Annotated in this window: 11 protein-coding genes and 2 pseudogenes; 10 read left to right on the top strand and 3 right to left on the bottom strand. The window is 39.1% G+C overall.

The features are described 5' to 3' along the window. Together LPB86_RS15615 and LPB86_RS15620 are read left to right on the top strand one after the other, a co-directional pair. Complete coding sequence (locus LPB86_RS15615) at positions 1 to 3786, top strand: DEAD/DEAH box helicase family protein (protein ID WP_230645630.1); 3786 nt, start codon at positions 1 to 3, stop codon at positions 3784 to 3786. 64 nt (positions 3787 to 3850) lie between these two features. Continuing rightward, positions 3851 to 5011 (top strand): AbiH family protein, encoded by a 1161-nt coding sequence (locus LPB86_RS15620; protein ID WP_230645632.1) that lies wholly within the window; start codon positions 3851 to 3853, stop codon positions 5009 to 5011. 453 nt (positions 5012 to 5464) lie between these two features. On the opposite strand, the pseudogene LPB86_RS15625 reads toward LPB86_RS15620, so the two are convergent. Then, a pseudogene (locus LPB86_RS15625) lies at positions 5465 to 6536 on the bottom strand (IS3 family transposase); the annotation flags it as partial. A gap of 624 nt (positions 6537 to 7160) precedes the next feature. Between LPB86_RS15625 and LPB86_RS20975 the strand changes: the two are divergent. Further along, a pseudogene (locus tag LPB86_RS20975) lies at positions 7161 to 7742 on the top strand (DUF262 domain-containing protein); the annotation flags it as partial. 98 nt (positions 7743 to 7840) lie between these two features. Here LPB86_RS20975 and LPB86_RS20980 read toward each other — a convergent pair. Further along, a complete protein-coding gene (locus LPB86_RS20980) occupies positions 7841 to 7972 on the bottom strand; it encodes a sortase B protein-sorting domain-containing protein (RefSeq protein WP_370632856.1) in 132 nt (43 codons plus the stop codon). Positions 7973 to 8368: 396 nt separating this feature from the next. Here LPB86_RS20980 and LPB86_RS15635 point away from each other — a divergent pair, with 396 nt between their 5' ends. The 3 genes from LPB86_RS15635 (at position 8369) to LPB86_RS15645 (ending at position 15256) form a co-directional block, all read left to right on the top strand. Then, a complete protein-coding gene (locus LPB86_RS15635; protein WP_230645636.1) occupies positions 8369 to 9424 on the top strand; it encodes an MAE_28990/MAE_18760 family HEPN-like nuclease in 1056 nt (351 codons plus the stop codon). A gap of 803 nt (positions 9425 to 10227) precedes the next feature. Further along, positions 10228 to 13401, top strand: a complete 3174-nt coding sequence (locus LPB86_RS15640) for a sacsin N-terminal ATP-binding-like domain-containing protein (RefSeq protein ID WP_230645638.1) — start codon at positions 10228 to 10230, stop codon at positions 13399 to 13401. A gap of 271 nt (positions 13402 to 13672) precedes the next feature. After that, on the top strand, positions 13673 to 15256 hold the full coding sequence (locus LPB86_RS15645; RefSeq protein ID WP_230645640.1) for a hypothetical protein: 1584 nt from the start codon (positions 13673 to 13675) through the stop codon (positions 15254 to 15256). On the opposite strand, the gene LPB86_RS15650 is transcribed toward LPB86_RS15645, so the two are convergent. Next, a complete protein-coding gene (locus LPB86_RS15650; protein WP_230645642.1) occupies positions 15253 to 15981 on the bottom strand; it encodes a DUF3606 domain-containing protein in 729 nt (242 codons plus the stop codon). The two genes, LPB86_RS15645 and LPB86_RS15650, sit on opposite strands and share 4 nt — an antisense overlap. 154 nt (positions 15982 to 16135) lie before the next feature. On the opposite strand from LPB86_RS15650, the gene LPB86_RS15655 reads away from it, so the two are divergent. From LPB86_RS15655 to LPB86_RS15670, 4 genes are read left to right on the top strand one after another with little or no spacing between them, the layout of a single operon-like run. Then, a complete protein-coding gene (locus LPB86_RS15655; protein ID WP_230645644.1) occupies positions 16136 to 16609 on the top strand; it encodes a LexA family transcriptional regulator in 474 nt (157 codons plus the stop codon). A 4-nt stretch (positions 16610 to 16613) separates the two neighbouring features. Beyond that, on the top strand, positions 16614 to 17891 hold the full coding sequence (locus LPB86_RS15660) for a Y-family DNA polymerase (RefSeq protein WP_230645646.1): 1278 nt from the start codon (positions 16614 to 16616) through the stop codon (positions 17889 to 17891). 8 nt (positions 17892 to 17899) lie between these two features. Continuing rightward, a complete protein-coding gene (locus tag LPB86_RS15665; RefSeq protein WP_230645648.1) occupies positions 17900 to 18271 on the top strand; it encodes a hypothetical protein in 372 nt (123 codons plus the stop codon). Beyond that, the gene (locus LPB86_RS15670; protein ID WP_230645650.1) at positions 18268 to 18558 is read left to right on the top strand and encodes a hypothetical protein; all 291 of its coding nucleotides are present in this window, start codon (positions 18268 to 18270) and stop codon (positions 18556 to 18558) included. Before LPB86_RS15665 ends, LPB86_RS15670 begins: the two co-directional genes overlap by 4 nt. Positions 18559 to 18585: the final 27 nt, after the last annotated feature.

Consider the following 18585-nt stretch of genomic DNA (forward strand, 5'->3'; position numbering starts at 1 on the left):
ATGAAGGAATTAGACTTACAAGATAAATACCTTATCAACTTTCTTTGTGAACGGCCTGATGGCCTGCTTTATAAAGAAGCGAAAGCCAATACTGTATCGCCTAATTTCTTCATCATTGAGGATTTAAAATATTTCATTTCCGAAACGGAACTGAACAAAGCGAATTATAAAAAGCTGCTAAAAAAGTTCAGTAGTGAGAAAGACCTACTAAATGCGTTTGCGCTTTTCTTGGATGAGAAAGTAAAATCCTCCATGAATATGGCCATATTCATCAATACTAATAAATCGGTTACGTTTGAAGGCATCAAGCTGCATTTGTTCTATCCAAGTGGCAGCGAGTTTGAGGAAGATAAATTGTTTGACCAAAATGTCTTTTCGGTTGTTCAGGAAATGCCCTACACCTTCAAGTATGAAGGCAAGCAATATTTTTCATTCCGGCCGGATTTATCCTTTTTTCTTAATGGTATTTACTTAGGCTATAGTGAACTAAAAAGCAACTGGACAAATCAGACAGCTACAAAAAACGGGCGAAGAAAAGTTAGCAATGACTACTTGAATGCAGTTCAGGAGTATTTAACAATTGCTGACAAGAATGACTTGTCCCTATCCATTCGCAAAGATTTTTTAAAAATATTTGAGAAGGCTATTCACATCACTTCTACCGATATTTCCGAAACCTATGTAATACGTAATATTTCTAATCAGTTTGATGAAATTAAAACCACTGTAATCAACGGTAGTTATGATTTTGAACAGTACGAAAAGAAGATACTAAAAGATTTTAAGCCTTATCCACTCCGTAACAAGGAAGCATCCAAGACGCAGCGTTTTGAAGAGGTGTTCAAAGCCCTTTACGACAAGAAAATGATAGAGAAAGAAATTCTCTATTACAATTTTATTGAACGTGAATTGATAAAAAAAGAAGGAAGCAGAGCAAAAGAATATAAACACAATGACGGTAGGTTAATTAGTCCAAGGCCTAAACAAAAATTCGGAACTGATAAAGTTCTTTCTAAAATCAATGAATTTCTGGAGCATGAAAATGAGCCTGACTATTTCATAAAGAAGCTGGATTCAGAATTGAGAGCTAAAGGAATTGGTGATAACCAAATCAAAGAGTTGATCGCCAAACGCCAGAAATATCAGAATAATAAGACTGTTTATTCGCTCTTATTGCAGTATGCAGCAGGATTCGGGAAAAGTAATATCATTGGCTGGACAGCCCTGCAATTAAAAGATCTTCGCAAAGATGGTCTGTATGTCTATGATAAAGTGATGTTGGTTGTTGATAGATTACAACTCCGGGATCAACTTGATTCAAAGCTACATAACATGAATATTCAGAAAGGAATGTTCATTGAAGCCTCAGACAAAAAAAGCTTTATCACTGCTCTTAGCAGTGATAAAAGGATTGTGGTTGTCAACCTACAAAAGTTTACCGCTGTAAATAGCATTATGGATGAAGCGATAGTAAAAAAGCTGTCTAAATTAAGGATAGCTTTCCTGATCGATGAAATCCACAGAAGCAACAGTGGTGTTCAACATGAAGAAATGATAAGTGTATTTGACGAACTACAAAGCAGTTTTGATCAAAGTAAAGAGTATCAGGCACAGCACACCAAGAAAAATTTAATTGTTGGTTTCACCGCCACACCAAGCGACCATACCTTAGCCAGATTTGGAGAGTTTAATAAATATGCGGAATCCGAGAAAATTTGGATTCCATTTGATAGCTATACCATGCGGGAAGCGATTGAAGATGGTTACATTTTAAACCCGATTAGAGGTATAGTTCCCGTTTCAGCAAAGATGTTTTTTGAAATTCCTGACAACGACCTTGAAGGTTTTGAAGGCGATTTAGGTTACGGATTTGAGGAAATTCCGGATGATACAGATACAGGCGTTGATGAAGAAGGAAAGAAGTACGCAATACGCAAAAAGAAAATATACGGAAATACACAGCGTATCGAAGCAATATCCAAATTCATTGTTGAACGCTTACTTTCATCAGTTTACCCCAATATCAGAGGTACAGCAAAAGCAATGCTTGCTGTTTCTTCCATTCCTGCTGCAATAAAGTATAAAGGCTTTATTGATAAATATTTTGCTGAATTAGTAAAGGACAAGAAATATGAGCGATTTGTTGACGCTCCGATATATATCGTCTATTCAGAGAGCCAGGAACACAGAAGTGCTAATGGTTTAAATGGAGGAATCAATGAAGAAAAAGTATTGCAGAACTTCGCCATTAAGAAAAATGGATTAATCATAGTGGTTGACAAGCTGCAAACAGGTTTTGATGAACCCAAGCTTCATACACTTTTTCTTGATAAGGAAATCAAAGGGATTAATGCCATTCAAACAATCTCAAGAGTAAATAGAACTGCTAAATACAAGAATGATTGTAAGATCATCGATTTTTCATATAAAAACGTCAATGTAAAAAATATCAAGGCAGCATTTGAGCATTTTAGCAATGTGGTGGTTTCTGATTTTGACCCATTGGGCGACGAAGAAAAATTGGTGAATGTGCTTAAGGAATTGAATACTCACTCAATTTTTAAAGCCAACTTTCCTTCCTTTAATGCCTATCATACGTCAAAACCTAATATTTCTTTGATTATAGCCATTGAAGATGCAATGGATGATTATATTCGCAATTTTAAGGAGGAAGCCAAGAAATTAAAAGAAAAGATATTAGTCTACTTTAAAATCCTTAATCTTATAGAGTTTGTAATAGAATTAGACCCGAAATACAGCGAAACACTTCTCTTGGATTTCTGGCGTAAATACAACATACTCTATAATCAAATCAATAAAGATTCAGAGATAATAGATGATGTAGAAATATACTTTGACAATCGTATCGGCATCATCGCACCTAAAGAAATAAAGCCTAACAGTACAAAATCCGTAGTTGCAGAACCAGCCGGTGAATATGGTAATAAAAAATACAGATACCACATTCTAAAAGTGATTGAGAAACGAAATCAGGAAGAAGAAGCGATTGCAGAACTCATAGCAGATTTTGAAAGTAAAATTACCTCGTTATTCGAGTTTATTAAGCAAGATGAAAACGGTCAAAGGCTTATTGCGAAGATTAATGACGATGGTACCGCTTTCTCTCAGGATGAAATTTATGCTGACTTCTCAAGAATATACCGAAAATTCACCATTAGAAATAAGGAGTTAGGCGATTTCTTTATTAGGGAAACTAAAGATATTCTAAGTCAGTTGTGTGATGACCTCGAGAGGACCTTGAAGGAAAGCATCTCCAAAAATACAATTACCGAGATTGCTGAAGGTTATATCTACATCTCCACTGATGACTTAATAGCAGCCCAAAACATCTTCGTAAAGTACAGCCATTTTGCAGCGTCATTGGGTTTCGAAATTACTGATGAAGGAACGTTCGAACAAGGTTCATGGATAAAAAAGGGAATTAAAATGGTTCAGAACTTTTTGAAGCGTGAAGAAGTTCAGGAAATTTACCAAAAAGGCAAAAGGAGTTTAGAACTGGCCCACATTGAGAAGGTTCAAGCTGAAATTGATGGCTTAAAAGTTGGTGCAGCGGCCCAGCTTTTAGAAAGCGTGAAAGGGACATCCAATGTGGCAGTTAAGCTTGGGTCTATAGTATTGCTAAAGGTCGTTACAAATGGGCAGGAACAAACTGTTATTTTCGATCTTTCCGATCAACAGCGCCAAAATCTGGAAAAGAACACTTTTTTACTCAACCAACCGCAAGATCTCTTGAAGCTCTTAAGAGGTAATATTAACGAAGATTAGGTTGTGAATTTTATGATATTTTTATAAAACCAATAAGCTTTTTTTCTTAACCAAACAACTCTACATGAACAGACTTATATTAGTGGGCAATGGTTTCGACTTAGCTCATGGAATGAGAACGAGCTATAACGATTTTATTTTATGGTATGTGGCATGCTGCTTTGAAGAAGCAAGATCAAAGCATATTTATGAGGACGAACTTCTCCGGATTAAGGCTAGTGATCTCTTTACCACTTTCCACGAATTAGCAGGGAAAAGCGTTAAGGAATATATATACGCTCATTACTGTAATGATACCTTGAGTATATTAATGAATTGTGAAAATGATGAAATCTCACACTCTTTCATTTTCGCATCAGACCTTGACCCTTGGGAACGGGAAAGTGCACCAACAATGAAACCATTTGAAATTGTAGTTAAGTCAGCTTTATTGAAGCAATTGATATCAAATTGCTCATCTAATAGGTGGGTAGATATAGAAAATCTTTTTTATGAGATGTTAAAAAAGGCAATTTTTAGTACCAATCAGCAGAAACAAGAAGATATTAAAAGACTAAATCAGTCACTGTCATTTTTAATACAGAAATTAGAATCTTATTTTTCTTCGTTAGATTGCTCTGCTTACATTCCTGATTATAGTGTGCTTTTAACGGATGAAATAATACCAACTGATATGGTAGACGCTGGATCATTTAGAGATCCATTCAGATCTGAGTCACCGGACAATACATTAATTTTGAACTTCAACTATACCTCAACTATAGAGAAATACGTATCCGTAAAAAATGTAAATGTTAATTATATCCATGGTAAATTGAACGATAAGCAGAACCCGATTATATTTGGCTTTGGTGATGAGTTAGATGGTGAATATAATAAATTTGAATTAGATACAACGAAGGAAATATTTAGATATATTAAATCATTTTGGTATTTCAAAACCTCTAATTACCACAACCTGTTACGGTTTATACAAAGCAATAAATTTCAGGTTTATATCTTAGGTCATTCATGTGGCTTGTCTGACCGTACTATGCTCAATATGATATTTGAGCATGAAAACTGCATTTCAATTAAAATTCATTACTATGCTCTAAAAGGTGGGTCAAATAACTATACCGAGCTAACAGAAGAGATTTCCAGACATTTTAAAGATAAGCGGCAAATGAGATTGAAAATTGTTCCACTTGATAAGTCGACCGCTATGCCTCAGTTTTTTGACTAATTTAATCAAGATGATGCCAATAATAAGCCATCAACGTCCTTTTTTTGATCTTCAAACTTGGGCCTTAATTCCTTCTCTATCAAATAAACGAAAACTCTGAGGCTTTGAATTATTAATACTATAACTATGTTCATTATACGGAGATAGGAAAATTGAGTTAACAGATTTATTAGTGTTTAAAGTGTCTTTATTGTCAAAAATGATGATGTTTTGTCCCGAATTGACTACGGTTATTTTTAAAGGTTTTTGGCAAGAGCTTAGTAATATGACTAGTATAAATATAAAATTTTTCATTGACCGCTTAATTTACAAAACAGCGTAAAGAAGATGTGTAACTGTAATCTTCCCCTAACTAGCTACGTTCAAAACTAAAGAATTCCAATTACTATTGCTATTATTATCTTGTTGTAATGTGGGAAACTGGCGCTGGTTCAGCGCTGAAAGTTTTCCATATTTCAATAAGAACTCTACTGGGGTTCTATAGCCAAGAGCTGCATGCGGCCTTTCATTGTTGTACATCCATGCCCAGGCTAGAGCATATTTTCTTAACTCAGCCAAATTATCGAACATGTAACTATCTAGCACATCCTGCCTGAAAGTTCTGTTAAAGCGTTCGATCAAACTGTTCTGTGTTGGCTTGCCTGGCTGTATATGAATCCAGCTTATGCCATTGATTTCGCACCAATCCGAAAGTGCTACTGATATAAACTCAGGCCCGTTATCAGATCTGATTGCATCAGGTTTTCCTCTCCAGTCGACTAATGTTTCCAACTCTCTTATAATCCGTTGTGAGGGCAAACTGGTGTCGACCGTTATCGAAAGCACTTCACGATTAAAATCATCAATCACATTTAATGTTCTGAGTGTCTTCCCACTGGCTAAAGTATCATGCATGAAGTCCAGACTCCAGGTTACATTAGGGTAGATTGGACAAAGCAATGGCTCTTTTACCCGTGCTGGAAGGCGTTTCTTTCTTTTGTTGCGCAGATTCGGCGCATTAAAGTATAAACCCGGTAGACACGTTTATGGTTCCATATATACTGAAGCTTCCTCAGGCGGTGGTACATCATCCAGAAACCCCATGTTCGATGGGACTCTGCAAGCGAAGACAGCTGGTCAATGATTTCATCATCAGCCTTTCTTTTAGTATGATAATAAAATACTGATGTGCTGATAAAAAATAATATGCAGGCCTGCCGAAGGCTCATCTGGAATGTTTCTCTGGCATACCCGACAAGCTCCCGCTTTTCGGCAGGCCCTAAAGCTTTTTTTCAATTACGTCTTTTAACACTACGTTTTGGAGCGTCAATTCTGCCACTATCTTTTTATACTGTGCCAGTTCCTTTTCCAGATCCTTTAAATGCTTGACCTGGGAAACTTCCATGCCTGAGTATTTACTTTTCCATTTGTAAAACGTACCCTGACTGATGCCATGCTCACGGCAAATATCTGAAACTGATTTCCCAGATTCCTGTGAAGCCAGGATTTTGATGATCTGTGGCTCACTAAAATTACTTTTTTTCATTACCCTAAATTTATTAAAAACTACATTTACTTATGTAGCTGTTTTTGGGGAAGATTACAACGAAAGCTTATTACTGGGGAAATTATCTAAGTTATGTTTACAAGGCTAATGATACTTTTAAAAAAATAAATGGCAATAATTCCATTAAGAATCAGAGCAGGAAATTTTGGAACAAGTTTAATTTCCTATTGAATCAAACTGATTAGGATCACAACGGACATCTACTATCATTTGCCTTTAACCATAAATTTAACTTTTATAAATCATTTTCAGATTCAGCCACTATTATGTCATAGTAAGTACACCTCCTGTACGGGTAATAGATTTTAATGATCTGAAAGTCAGTGGTATATTAGATATTGCATCGGGAAGTAAACGGTCATAACGAGAACTAACTATACAAAGGTAAAAGGCTCTAAGCCAAACATTGAGTTGGCTGTTTGCATTAAAATAAAACGTCACTTTAGTGTACAATAGATGAACACTTTCTTTGAACCTCCCAAAATAAGCAAATAACCGTTATGAAGATATAATTCAATAGGACTACATTCAACTTTTTAATTTAAAAGCATGTCTAATTCAAAACTTTACTAACTTAACAGAATAATTAATAGACTTATTGATATGAAATTAATCGATGGAGAAGAGGTCACTTTTTCTGACTTAAAAAACGATAAAACTAAAGAGATTTCCGATGAAACAATAAATGAAAAATATGTTAAGGGAGAAGTTCGGATAGTCACGGAACAGGCTAGATATCCGTTATCTACAATTCCTACTTTAGTTATTAGTGATAGTTATTTATTGACACCAGAATTCCAAAGAAGACATCGGTGGAGTGTTTCTCAGAAATCACGACTAATAGAATCATTTATAATGAATGTTCCGATTCCTCCTATTTTTTTATATGAGGATAGTTACGGACACTACGAAGTTATGGATGGTTTACAAAGATTATCTGCGATAAAAGAATTTTATGCAGATAGTTTTACACTAGAAGATTTAGTTGAATGGCCAGAACTGAATGGTAAAAGTTATAGTACTTTGCCGAGTCAAATCAAAAAAGGAGTAGACAGGCGGTACCTTTCTTCAATAATTCTTTTGAAAGAAACAGCAAGCAATCAAGTAGACGAAAATAAATTGAAACAATTGGTTTTCGATCGCATAAATAGTGGAGGTGTTCAACTTGAAGACCAAGAATCTAGAAATGCAATTTTTAACGGACCATTTAATTTGATGTGTATAAAAGCCTCTAGAAATCCTTTTTTCTGCCGTGCTTGGGGAATTCCAGAGCCAGAAACTGATTATTTGTCCTCCGAAATAGAAACTATCACAGAGGAAATGAGAAAAAATGAACTATATAGAAAAATGGTAGATGTAGAATTGGTTTTAAGGTTCTTCGCAAATAGGCAAAGAGAAAAATTGATAAAAAACAGCTATCTGAAGCAGTACCTTGATAAATATTTGCAAAATGCTAATCAATTTGAAGAAAGAACCATTAGTGAATTAAAAAATTTATTTGATGAGACAGTTGAATTTTTATATGATTTGTTAGGGGAAAGTGCTTTCTTCTTTTATAGAGAACGAAATGATAAATGGTACTGGTTAAACAGACCTGTAACTGCTGTTTACGATCCCCTAATGATTGTGGCAAGTAACTTCTTAGATAAAAAGGATGAAATTTTAAAATCAAAACAGAATATTAAGAAGGTTTTTGAGGATTTTTATAAGGAAAAATACAACATTTTCGAGGGTAGAAATACTACTCAAACAATTTTCAAAGAAAGAGAAAAGGCGTTTGCTGAATTATTCAAGTCTTTTCTTAAGCGATAATGCAGATTGTTTTAAATGAGCTCAATCGAAGTCTTAAAAATATTGATGACCTAATCGATTATTTTGACCTAGAAGCAAAAATGTATAATTATAGATCACATCAAATACTAGAAGAATGTGAAGAGGTGTTTGTGGATTTATTAAATTCATTCAATAATTTTTACACAGAAAAGAGGAAATTCAATTATAATACCTTTATAATAAGTTTATATGGGGAATTCGAAAGGTTTATTGAAGATATAATTGTGGCATATCTCGAAGAAGTATTGAAAATAATTGACAATTATAATTTATTACCCAAAAAGATAATAGATAATCATTTCCTCCTTTCGCTGGAACTACTCAAAAAAGTTATTGAACCAAAATATGGAGGGTCTGAGACAAAGGAAAATGCGTTGAAAAATTTAAATGATTGTTTATCAGCATCAACACCGTTTTCATTGAACACTCGAGCATTTGCACTTCATTCAGCAAATTTCAAGCATACGGTAATTTCTGAACACTTTTCTAAGTTGGAAGTTGAAAATATAAACTTAAAAATCGCAAAAGACCGTATTTTAAAGACATTTGTCGAAGACTATAATGGATTATCTGCAGGTGTCGAAGTTGCTCCAGATGTTTCTTTCTTTTTATTAAATGATTTAGTTGCTAGGAGAAATGAAGTTGCACACGGAAACTTCAGTACCTTATTGAGTAATTCCGAAATGAAAAACTATGTGTTATTTTTCGAAAAATACTGTAATTCATTAGTTAAGGTACTTAATAATGAAACTCTAAAATTGATTTGTGAGTTCAAGGCTAAATTAATTGGGCCTGTAGATAAGTGCTTTGACGATGGAAAAATTGTTTGTTTTTTTTCTAATAATGTCGGTTTCAAATTAAATGATGTGATTATTGGCAAAAATAGTCATGAGATGGTGCAAAGTCAAATTATTGAAATTAAAGTGGATGACAACAATGTAGTTGAAGTTAAGGATGATTCAAATTATGATGTGGGCATTAAAGTTACAATCCCTTTCAAGGAAAACTATGAATTACTATTATCTCAAATGTGAAATTTATCTTATTCTAACCTAGAATTAACTTTAGTCAACTAGTTTTAGATATTTTTTTAAGAATACACGTGCTAACTGATTGATAATCAAAATGGGTTCGCTTTCTGCATCGGCAAATAATACATGATAATTACTGCATAAATTACACTAAAAGTAATGTCGAGTATGTGGTTCACACATAATTTGCGTCATATAGTGCGATTGCTTGGGCAAACTTGAATTGGGTGCTGATAAATTCTAGGATATACATTCCGATGCTGGTTTCACCTTAACTTAAACCTGCCGGCACACTATCTCTGTATTCACCAAATTGGTAAGCCTCCTGAATAATTGACAGCCTTGGTAAAACCGTCCCTGAAAGTTACCAATCCGTTTAACTGAACCAGATAGTTTAGCGTAGAGTTCTCACTAATTATTACAAAAGGAGATTTCGTAACCTGATACGGTCACCCTCGAGCTGTTCGAAAAGATGAAAGTACTTCCCTTTGCTCTTCGTTGTCCTTAGCATTACCTGCTTGGCGAGGTCTATATTCCCCTTACGTTCTGTAATAAGATTCCTGGATATAATTATTTGGGCAATCATTTCAAAGGTCGCAGACCTTGTTGGTAGCGTAATCAGGGCCACCACGATCGCTTCGTGTAGGGAGAGCAGGTTTTTTCTTGCCATTTGTTAAATCATCATTTCGTTTTTTTAACTAGTTGTTGGAATTGCCAATTTAGGAAATACATTAATAGGTACTAGCAATGTTCTCAAGTTTTTTGTATCATCGCCATTCTAAATGTAATAAATTAACGATCTAGAAATGGAAAATATCACTTCGATTGAAAAATCAGATGTAGACAGGGAACTGGACCAACAGCGCGAGGAATCAGAGGCCAGGAGCCTTATTAATGAAGTGGAAAGGCTCAATACCCTTGAGGGAGAGCACCTTTACCGGTGGATCTGGGAACTGTTACAAAATGCAAGGGATGAGGCCCAGACGGGAATGGAAGTGTCCTGCCAGTTGACAAACGACCAGTTTACCTTCGAACATAACGGAGAGCCTTTTTCTACTGGCAACTTATTGGCACTAACGCGTAAGACTTCAACAAAGCCCCTTGACGGTTCCCGCGGGAATGCCGGAAAGTTCGGGACTGGTTTTGTGACTTCGCATCTGTTGAACAAGACAGTTATTATATATGGGGTGCACCATAACTCTAGGGGCGATAGGCGTTTCGAGCTGACCCTCGATCGGAATTCCGATACACTGGCGGGGATGATGAATTCGATCCGCAAGAGTTTACAGCAGATAAGGGTGATTGACCTGGATCCAGATGCGCAGATCAATGATAGGCAGAACAGGTTTGTTTATAGACTTGGACCATCTGCCTATAATATCGCTGTTGGAAGCATAAGGCAGTTAGTGCAGAACCTACCCTTTACGATGATGGTCAACCCAAAAGTAAAATCTGTGTCCATCCAAGCGGATACGCTTAGGAAGTTTTCCGCTATTGAGGAGAAAAGTGCCGTCGGCAGCGTTTCATTCGTGTTCTTCGAGGATGGTTCGCAGGATGGGGAACTGAGGAATGGTATTTTCTATAAAGACAGCGGTGCTCTGAAGATCGCCTCACCGGCGACAAGGAAAAATGGCAAGTATAGCATTATTCCGATCGGTTTTAGGGCGCACTTGTTCAAAGAGCTCCCATTGATCGGAACAGAGGAGTTTTACCTTCCTGTAATCATGCAGCACGAAGACTTTCAGCCAACTGAGCCTCGTGATGGAGTCAGAACGAAGATGTCGGACGATATTACCGATGAGACACTGGATCCCAAGGCCAAAAAGAACCGTGATGCGTTTCGCGAGTTCGCCAAAGCATTTCCTGCATACCTATCCGAGCTGATCGAGGGAAAGGTGGACAATCTCCATTTTCTCGCAGAGAGTGGTTTGCCACCCAATGTGGATATTTACTATGGAAGAGATTGGTTCCAGACCGAGCTGCAGGATCCGATCAGAACCGCACTGATTGAGCAGCCGATCTTAAGGAATGTAGAAGGGGTTAACATGAAGATCGGCCAAGCGGTCTTCTTTTCGGAAAATACGCAGAACATCGCGGAGTTTTTCGCACTGGTAAGTGCCTACATGCCAGAGCGGTGCCCTGACGAAAACAGCTATCTTGACTGGGTAAGGATAATTAACCAGCAGCCAGGTTCATGGCCTCAGGGAATCATGTTTTCGGTCGAGGATCTGATCAGGGAGTCCACTGCCGAAAATATGTTATTGTCCAGATTTCCTATCGAAGAGGACCGCATTGACTGGCTACAGCAGCTGGTGGTTTATCTTGAGACTACGGGGAAGGAAAGGCTGGCGATCGAAAATGAACTCTATCCTAACCAGTGCGGCGGGATGAAGGGACAGAACGCCATTTCCCATGAAGGCGACCTGCATCCGCGTTTCAAGGCGATCTCTGAAAAATTCGGAAGAAACCTTGCAGAAGAACTGTTGCCCAATGGGTTTGCCGCCAGGTTTGTCCTACATTTCAATTTTAAGCAGTTCCTGATCGACCTTAACAAGCAGATCGGCGACCTGGACGTCAGCACGGCTTCCCAGGGCCAAGCTACGGCAATCTTGGATATTTGCTGTACATTCAGGCCTTCGAGGGCGGAAAGAAGGGAAGTATGGTACAAGATCATCACCGACCTCTTACCGGCATATGCCGGCTCGCGCTCCGAGATCGAGATTGGTGAGGAGTATTCATTCGATCCCGCAGAAAAATGGGCGCTCAAATATGTGTGTTCGCTCGTTCAGGAAAGTGGCAGCCTCGAAGTGCTTTATGATAAATACTTCGGGGGTGACCATCAAACTGGCCTTGTATGGCTGAACGATCTCATCGCATTTATTTTCAGGAACGAAGAAACAAGAGATACCGGGCTAAAGTTCAAGGTCTTGCCGACCAGAGATGGGACATTCCGTGTGTACACAGAGGACCTGTATAAGGAGATGGATAACATGGCCTTTGATCAGGAGATCAAGGACATCTTTACCGATTTTTGTGGCGGGGGTAACCCAGATGCCTTTTTGATACACGATGGCATAATCAACTCAAACCTGCGCGAAGAAAGTATCCAATTGCTTACAGATCGGATAGACAGTCTTTTCCGCGAACAGGCTTCCGAAGAGAAGGTAAAGGAAGATGGGCCATACAAAAGCCTGTTTTTAAGGCTGAAAAAATGGATCGATGAAAATGGCAAAGGCGATGAGCTGTTCCCGCTGTTCAGCGAAAAGCAGCCTGTCCTTTATATCAAGGCGTTTGGTGGACGGACCTTCGGAAGGCTCTTGAACCTTACCAAATCTGCCGATGACCTGGAGATTCTGGACAAGATAAGTCTTTCTGCCTCGCAGGTGAAGGCCTTGGATGATGCTGTCAAAAAAATTGGCAATGCGCAATCGCTGCTCGACAAGGCACTCGAACTTGCCGATGAAGCAGAGTCCATTCGTTGGAGGAAGGATGTCGGAAATGCTGCCGAGGCTGCATTTTTGGAAGCCCTGGAAGAATTTTGCCCGGATTTTCCTGAACCAGAAAACCCGGACGATGGGAAAGATTTTGTGATCAGGGTAGGTGGGGTGGAGTATGCGGTAGAGATCAAAAGCGCCGTAGAGTTCAAGGAAACCGTCAATATGTCCATCAAACAGGGCCGCACTGCTGTTAAGGAAAGCGGCGCTTATGCACTTTGCGTTATCAGCCGGCCGGCCGGGACGCTGACGACGAAAAAGGATTTTATAGTAAACTCCAGGTTTGTTCTGACAATAGGGGAAGATCTCAAGGATAAGATCGAAAACTGGGAGCAGAACCTGGGCAGAATGAACCAGATGGGTGATCTTAGCGTGAAACTGGAAAGCCAGTCCAGTTCAGTCTATGTTAACAAGCCTATCTGGGAAGCGGGCATAAGCTTTGGGCAATTTATAGATGAGTTGCGGAGCTGTTTTTCGAAAATTTAGAATTGTCTGTCCGGAATTTGGTTGCGGATCCTAGATGAGGAAGGGGCTGATCTTTAAGACGAATTGTGCTCCATGTAGCTGGATTTTTGATGATGTCTGGACAAAAAATCTTAAATTCCTTGCCAACCATGTTGTGGTTCGCAATTCTTAAAGTTATCAAAAATCTGACTTTCAATGCTTTATGTACTTTGTAAATCTCATCTGTTTTTTTAGCTTTGCTCGTATTTAACAAAAAAGTAATTAATAAGGGCAGTGTGACAAAATAGTAGATATGGGAAAGTATGATAAATTTTTGGAAGCGCGGCTTTCAGCTGGAAGGTGGGCACTGGGCAGCGACCTCTCCTTGGCATTGATCACCAAGTTCAAGGTTGAACCGGAAAATGCCAGGAAGATTGTACAGCGGGCAGCTGATCAGGGAGTTATTGTCTCCAGTAAACCCCTGAGCTTTGGCAAGGGCCAGTTCCTTTATTTAAGGAAGGACCAGTTTTTTGGTAGGATAATGGTACGCGAGGTTGCGGCAAAACATAGGAAACCATTGTACCGTCTATTGGAGCTGCTAGAGCGCACGATGGTTGTCAGTTTCTATGAAGGCCTCAAGATCACTTCTTCAACGGAAGAAAAGACAAGCACCAAGATCAGCTTGCTTGTGGATATGCTTGACGACCTGGAAAAGCTCAAATTGGTGGCCACCAGAAAGGACCGTCGGGGGATCCATTATATCCTGCTGCGCCAGGGGGGAGATCTACAGTCAACTGAATCTACATACGAAGCGCTGATGGAAGTGCACTTCCAGTCCATGCAGCTCGACGCTATGTTCATTCCCGATGTGCTGAGGTGGCTGAGGTCGCTAAATCTTGTCGGCTTGGGGGCAGCCTACAGAAATGTAAGCGCTCCGGCAACTGGTGTAAAGCATAACAACATACTATGGGATGCCTTTGCTTATTCCAAAACTACCGGTATCAATCCTTTTGTCGCTGCCCAGGCTGACAGCATCGCCAAACAGACCCTTGTGCCCCTGGATGTGGTTATCAGCAGGAAATACCTCCAAGTGGACCTCGACGCATATTTGGCGCGGATACAGATCAATATCAATTCTGCGAAAATGGCGGGGCGTAAGGTCATGCCGGTAGTTGTCTATCAGGAAATAGATGAGATGACGCTTAACAGTATGAAAAAGCTGGGCTTTCTATCGCTGGATATCAATATTCTGTTCGGAAGGAATTTTACGGAAATTATCGATAAGGTTCGAGATATGTATTCGGGATTTCATGAGGTTGATCTGGGCAATACGGTCGAGCAGGCACTGCAGCTGATTGACCAGAGCGGACATTCCGATCAGCTGAAATCGCTAAGGGGGGCGCTGTTCGAGGCGCTGCTTGCTCCGGTGGTGGCGCATTTCTATCCCAATGCCCAGTTGCTACAAGGAAAGAAACTTACGGATCCTACTAGCGGAAAGAGCAGGGAGTTCGACCTGGTCATCATTTCCTCCCATCCCAAGGAGGTGATGCTTGTCGAGCTCAAGGGTTATGCTGGGAAATCGCTGATACCGGTTGGCACGGCTGAGGATAAGGATACGTTGCGATATTTTTTCCGGGGCTCGGTCCCGATAGCGCAGAACTATTATAAGGGGGACAAATCCCTGGAACATCACAGGGTCAGCGCAGCCTATATCACCAGTGGACGCTACCATGAGGATGCGGGCAAATTCATCCGTAAAGTGGGGAGTTCAACATTAAGGCCTTCAAGGTTGGAAATGTTCTACGATGGTCCGTTATTGGAAAAGTTGTTGAACGAAAATGGCTTTGAACATCAGGCCAAGATCATCAAACAGTTTTATTTGGATGGCAGGGGTTAGTGTTGTAAATACGCTGTAATATCGTCAATAGATTTGCCAGCCGCAAGTATGGCTTTTCGAAGCTCTTCTTCGCTAATCTCAAATTGCTCAGCCCAAAAGGCTACGTCATCAGGATCATTCACATCTATTTCAAAGGTTTCGGCCTTGCTATCAATCTCTTCGACTATTTTACCCAAAATTTCCGTTAAATATGGTTTAAACTCCTGAGGCTTGATTAGCCAGATGGCTTCATTGCTAAAGTCTGGATAAACGTAATCCCCATAAAAATCCTCACCGTCTAGGTCAAGCAGGCTAACATCAGGAACAGATGGGGGTTCAGGCACAGGATAAAGCCATCCAAGTTCTTCGAAATCATCATTAAATATGATGTATCCGCCAGTATGACCCAAGTCTTGAATCCTTAAGTTTTGCATTTTACCAAACAGTTCTATGGTAATGTGGTGTGCCGCATCAGGATAATTGAAATGCAATACGTCAATCAGCTTCCTATCACGGTAAAACTTGAATTGATATTCTTCTTTCGGATCTCCACGCTCAATTAGATAGTTTTTTACATAGCCATGAATGGCCTTTACCTGCGGAGGCATATCTATTACCGAAACATCGAAATGAAGATTAAAATTGATATTCTCTGGACTGACCTCAACTTTTTCAATAGAAAAAGTTGATTTGAGTAGCCCGCCAAGGGCTTCCATATCATTGGCTGACGTAATATTATTTTCCATGTCCTTGGGTTAATATAATAGGTTAAAAGTTGATAATTGATTCTGTTCTAAATGATAAAATATTAAAGTTACAACCATTGACGCTAACATTGTTAGCATCAATTTATATTTGCTTAAAATATTAGTATAGCTTTGTAGTGTTAATTATACCACTATGAAAGAAATACTAATGTACCAGCGCTCGGAGTCTAATTTGCTTATCCCTCTTGTCAGCACAAAAATCCATGCAGGCTTTGAAAGCCCGGCGGCAGATTATGAAGAAGAACCCATAGTACTAGATGCCTACCTCTCCAAAAACCCAGAAGCTATGTTTTTTGCGAGGGTAGCTGGAGATTGTATGATTGGTTCCGGCATCTTTCCTAATGACTTGCTAGCAGTAGATAAATCACTTAACCCAACTTCTGGCGATGTTGTAGTTGGTATCATAAATAATGAATTTATCCTTAGGTCTTACTTCTGCCATGAGGGTAAAGAATACCTAATGCCGGACAGCAATTATTACAAGCCAATTGAACGCAATTCAGAAACTGAATTTCAGATTTGGGGTGTGGTGCCTCACACTGTATTGGACCAGAGGCGTCGAAAAAGTGAAAGGATTAGTAGGTTTGAGAAAAGGTTGAGAGCATAATATTATGATTGCACTCATTGATTCCAACAACTTTTACGTTAGTGCCGAGCGGGCATTTCAGCCTCAATTAAGAGGCAAGGCAGGATGTGTGCTTTCAAATAATGACGGTTGCGCAATTTCACGTAGTAACGAAGCAAAGAAAGAGCTGGGAATTAAAATGGGCACTCCTTATTTTGAAATGAGGGAAAAACAACAACAAGGTTTGCTGTGGTGGAGGTCTTCTAACTATACACTCTACCAGGACATGATGCGCCGAATTACCTCTATTGTTCGCAAAACCTTTCCCGATCAGGAAATCTATTCTATTGATGAATGTTTTTGCGACTTAACAGGCCACAAATATTCGGATATTGAATCGGAAGCCATCAGGCTAAGGGCAAAAATTCTCAAATTTACTGATGTACCTGTATGCATAGGCATAGGTGCCACCCGTACCCTCGCAAAAATTGCTAATAAACTAGCCAAAAAGATTAGCCTTAAAACTGGAGTTTTTTTGATGAATACTCCAGAAAAAATAGAGGAAGGGCTAAAAAGTACCGAGATAGACGAAGTATGGGGTATTGGTCCAAAATATGCCATAAAGTTAATTCAGGATGGGGTTTACACTGCCTGGGATTTTATTCAATTACCAGAAGATTATGTATTAAAGCTGATGACCATCCAGGGCAGAAGAACGTATAGGGAGTTGAAAGGTGAGCGCTGCATTCCGATGGAATATGACAGGCCGGATAAGGAGGGTATTACTACGGCGAGGTCTTTCGGGGGATTTGAAACCGAGCTACCACCGATGGAGGAAGCACTTTCTACTTATGTTGCTAATGCGGCACTAAAGCTTAGAAAGCAAAACTCCGTAACCGCTAAGATATTTGTTTTTGCACATACCAGTAAATTTGCTGTAATTTCAGATAGGTATTCTGCTGGGTTAGAAGTTAAATTGCTTGTCGCTACAAATGACACAGGACAACTGATCAAAGAAGCAACGGCTGCGCTAAGAAAAATCTTTGTTAAAGGTTATCGCTATCAGAAAGTAGGAATTGAATTAAGGGAATTAAAGCCATATAGTCAAGTTCAGGCATCTATATTTCAGCCGGTAGATACTGAGTTGGAAAAAAAGAAGCAGAAGGCGTTAAAGATTATCGATAATCTAAACGCAAGCTTCGGAAAAGACACTGTCCGTTATGCCGCTATGGGGTTTGAAAAAAAATGGAGCATGAGGCAGGAATTTTTATCCCGAAAGTTTACCACCAGAATAGAAGATATAATTATCGTTCACGCAAAATAAACAGTGCTATGAAAGTATACACAGAACCTTCTGATCTTAGTCAACATGAGAGAATGCCAGGTGATTTTAAATTGTTATGGCCGCTGGTCAAGGATGCTTTTAACAGGAACTTTTGGCTGTACCATAAGCTTACAGGAGATTGGTTTACCCCGGAAGAATTTAGGGACCAGTATCAAAAAAAACAAATGAACAATTATGAGGTTAATGTACTTTTGCAGAATTTGATTGTCCGCGACCCAAGGGACGGAAATATAGCATACCATAAAGAGATTGAAAAGGAGATTAGCCAGCATCATAAAAAGATCAGTACCTTACGGGCTAAGGGTGAGGCTTTTTTAAATAAGGTGATTGGTTATTACCAGAAAGGGCTACAGGGTTGAGGAAAATTCATAGAAAAATCCCGGTGTTTGCTGCCGTGGTATTGCGCATGTTGCCCAAGAGGTTTGTTGAGATTGAAGTGGTGGAACAAAAGCAGGGCGATGCGTTTGAGGTTTACCTGAAAAGGCGTATTTCTGCGGATCAGTTCGTGGTCCAGTTTGAAAATTATATGCGACATTTACATTCTGAATTTGGTGATCCTGATTTCGTTTACACTTTTGCAGTTATTCAGGGGAGGTCTTTTAAAAAGCAGCTCATCTTTGCTGAATTGAATCCTCTCGAAAATTAAGTGTCTTCTGCTCTTAACTAAAACAGT

Source organism: Pedobacter sp. MC2016-14 (assembly GCF_020991475.1).
Lineage (GTDB): Bacteria > Bacteroidota > Bacteroidia > Sphingobacteriales > Sphingobacteriaceae > Pedobacter.

Excerpts from the sequence above, each read along its gene's own strand:
- LPB86_RS15615 (WP_230645630.1), top strand. The coding sequence starts at position 1 with ATGAAGGAATTAGACTTACAAGATAAATACCTTATCAACTTTCTTTGT.
- LPB86_RS15620 (WP_230645632.1), top strand. The coding sequence starts at position 3,851 with ATGAACAGACTTATATTAGTGGGCAATGGTTTCGACTTAGCTCATGGA.
- LPB86_RS15635 (WP_230645636.1), top strand. The coding sequence starts at position 8,369 with ATGCAGATTGTTTTAAATGAGCTCAATCGAAGTCTTAAAAATATTGAT.
- LPB86_RS15640 (WP_230645638.1), top strand. The coding sequence starts at position 10,228 with ATGGAAAATATCACTTCGATTGAAAAATCAGATGTAGACAGGGAACTG.
- LPB86_RS15645 (WP_230645640.1), top strand. The coding sequence starts at position 13,673 with ATGGGAAAGTATGATAAATTTTTGGAAGCGCGGCTTTCAGCTGGAAGG.
- LPB86_RS15650 (WP_230645642.1), bottom strand. The coding sequence starts at position 15,981 with ATGGAAAATAATATTACGTCAGCCAATGATATGGAAGCCCTTGGCGGG.
- LPB86_RS15655 (WP_230645644.1), top strand. The coding sequence starts at position 16,136 with ATGAAAGAAATACTAATGTACCAGCGCTCGGAGTCTAATTTGCTTATC.
- LPB86_RS15660 (WP_230645646.1), top strand. The coding sequence starts at position 16,614 with ATGATTGCACTCATTGATTCCAACAACTTTTACGTTAGTGCCGAGCGG.
- LPB86_RS15665 (WP_230645648.1), top strand. The coding sequence starts at position 17,900 with ATGAAAGTATACACAGAACCTTCTGATCTTAGTCAACATGAGAGAATG.